The organism is Acidovorax sp. KNOB132, assembly GCF_057541515.1.
Map to the genome: position 1 here is coordinate 1 of NZ_BAAJYT010000405.1, position 2,288 is coordinate 2,288.

Here is a 2,288-nt window from a genome sequence, read left to right on the forward strand (position 1 = left end):
GCGCTGGGGTTTTGGGCCGTTCGGGATGGCCGGGCGGTGGGTCGCAGCGGGCCTCGACCCGCGCCCAACCTGCACCGGGTTGGATTCGATTGCTATTTTATTTCATAGCAATATGCCCTAGTACTTATTGCGCTGGAGGGCTAAAAGGCTTGAAGCCCGTGGGCCGACAACATGGCGGACAGCGCCTCAATGCAGCACCGGCGGCGGGTGGCCCGGCGCCTGGGCTTCGTGCACGGTGCCCGGGCTGGCGTGGTGGGCCACCAGGCGCCAGCCCTGCGGGGTCTTGTGGTAGACGTTGGTGGACTGCACGATGGCCTCGCGCACCCCGCCGTCCAGCACCACTTCGACGTGCTCGACCACGCTGTGCACCGCGCTGGCCATGGCCTGCACCCTGTGCACCTGGGCCGGCCGGGCGCGCAGGGTGCCGTGCTCGAACATGGCGCTGAAGGCGGCGCGGATGGCCGCGGCGCCCAGCAGGCGCGGGCCGCCGGGGTTGACGCAGACGATGTCGTCCTCCTCGGCCCAGCACGCCATCAGGCGTTCCAGGTTGCCCGTCTGCAGGGCTTCGTAGAAGGCGGCTTCGGTCTCGTCGGCGGAGCCGCCCAGGGTGGCGGCACGGTAGGGGGATCGGGTCATGGCGCTTCGGTGGGCTGTCATGCGGTGGCGCTATTGTCGGGGCTGGCGGGCCGCAACGCCCGGCCCGCGGCCGCCGGACCGGCCGGGCGGTCGGCCCGGCGGACTACGCGGTGCCCGATCGGGCTGGGGCAGAATGCGCGGGCGCTGCCAGCCTTTCGGCACTGTCGCCTGCACCCGGCCCAGCGCACGCGCCATGAAACGTCTTCTTGCCACCCTGGCCGCCGTCCTGGCCCTTTCGGGCTGCGGCTACAACGACTTCCAGCGCCTGGACGAGCAGTCCAAGGCCGCGTGGAGCGAGGTGCTCAACCAGTACCAGCGCCGCGCCGACCTGGTGCCCAACATCGTCGCCACCGTCAAGGGCGAGGCCGCCTTCGAGCAGGACACGCTGACCAAGGTGGTCGAGGCCCGCGCCAAGGCCACCTCCATCCAGGTGACGCCCGAGACGCTGAACAACCCCGAGGCGTTCAACAAATTCCAGGCCGCGCAGGGCGAGCTGTCCGGCGCCCTCTCGCGCCTGATGGTGGTGGCCGAGCGCTACCCCCAACTGCAGGCCAACCAGGCGTTCCGCGACCTGCGCGTGACGCTGGAGGGCACCGAAAACCGCATCACCGTGGCGCGCAACCGCTATATCCAGACGGTGCAGGAATACAACGTGCTCGCACGCAGTTTCCCCACCAACGTCACGGCCAAGGTGTTCAGCTACGACCCGAAGCCCAGCTTCACCGTGCAGAACGAGGCGCAGATCTCCACCCCGCCGGCGGTGGACTTCTCCAAGCCGGCGTCCAAGCCCTGACGCCACCACCGGAGTGCCCGACATGGCCCTGGCGCACGTCCGCCTCGCGCTGACAGCTCTCTTTCTGATCGCCATCGGCTGCTTTGGCACGCCAGCGCAGGCGCAGCGCGCCGTGCCGGCACTGACCGCGCGTGTGATCGACCAGACGGGCACGCTCAGCGCGGCCGACCGGCAGGCGCTGGACACGCGCCTGGCCGCCATCGAAAAGTCCCATGGCTCGCAGGTCGTGGTGCTGATGGTGGCCACCACCGCGCCCGAGGAACTGGCCGCGTTCGCCAACCGGGTCGGCAACGCCTGGAAGATCGGCCGCAAGGACGTGGGCGACGGCGTGCTGGTGCTGGTGGCCAAGGACGACCGCAAGATGCGCATCGAGGTGGCCAAGGCGCTGGAAGGGGCCATCCCCGACATCGCCGCCGCGCGCATCATCGACGGCGCCATGAAGCCACGCTTTCGCGAGGGCGACTACGCGGGCGGCCTGTCCGCCGCGGTGAACCAGATCGGCGCGCGCATCGCCGGCGAATCGCTGCCCCTTCCCAGTGACACCAGCGAACGCGCGGCCCGGTCCGCGCCGGGCGTGGACTGGACCGACCTCGCCATCTTCCTGTTCTTCGGCGTGATGGTGGGCGGCCCGGTGGCGCGTGGCATTTTCGGCAACCGCCTGGGCGGCCTGCTGCTGGGCGGCGGCGTGGGCGGGCTGGCGTTTCTGTTCACTACCAGCGTGCTGCTGGCCGGCGGCGCCGGACTGATCGCGCTGCTCTACACCTGGCTTTTCAGCGGCACCGGCTTGTCCCTGGGCGGGCGGCGCGGCGGCGGCGGCTTCGGGCCGGCCGGAGGCGGCGGGATCGGCACGTCCACCGGG

3 protein-coding genes are annotated in these 2,288 nt (G+C 70.7%); 2 read left to right on the top strand and 1 reads right to left on the bottom strand.

Going from position 1 to position 2,288, the window contains the following annotated elements; translation table 11 throughout:
• Positions 1 to 186: 186 nt before the first annotated feature.
• Positions 187 to 636 (bottom strand): YybH family protein, encoded by a 450-nt coding sequence (locus AC27IO_RS23070; RefSeq protein WP_272565757.1) that lies wholly within the window; start codon positions 634 to 636, stop codon positions 187 to 189.
• A 193-nt stretch (positions 637 to 829) separates the two neighbouring features.
• Here AC27IO_RS23070 and AC27IO_RS23075 point away from each other — a divergent pair, with 193 nt between their 5' ends.
• Both AC27IO_RS23075 and AC27IO_RS23080 read left to right on the top strand, forming a co-directional pair.
• Positions 830 to 1,429 carry a LemA family protein gene (locus AC27IO_RS23075; protein ID WP_272565758.1) on the top strand — a complete coding sequence of 200 codons (600 nt, stop codon included), beginning with the start codon at positions 830 to 832 and terminating at the stop codon, positions 1,427 to 1,429.
• A 22-nt stretch (positions 1,430 to 1,451) separates the two neighbouring features.
• Positions 1,452 to 2,288 (top strand): TPM domain-containing protein (locus tag AC27IO_RS23080; RefSeq protein WP_498740991.1); only part of this gene is annotated, 837 nt, incomplete at its 3' end.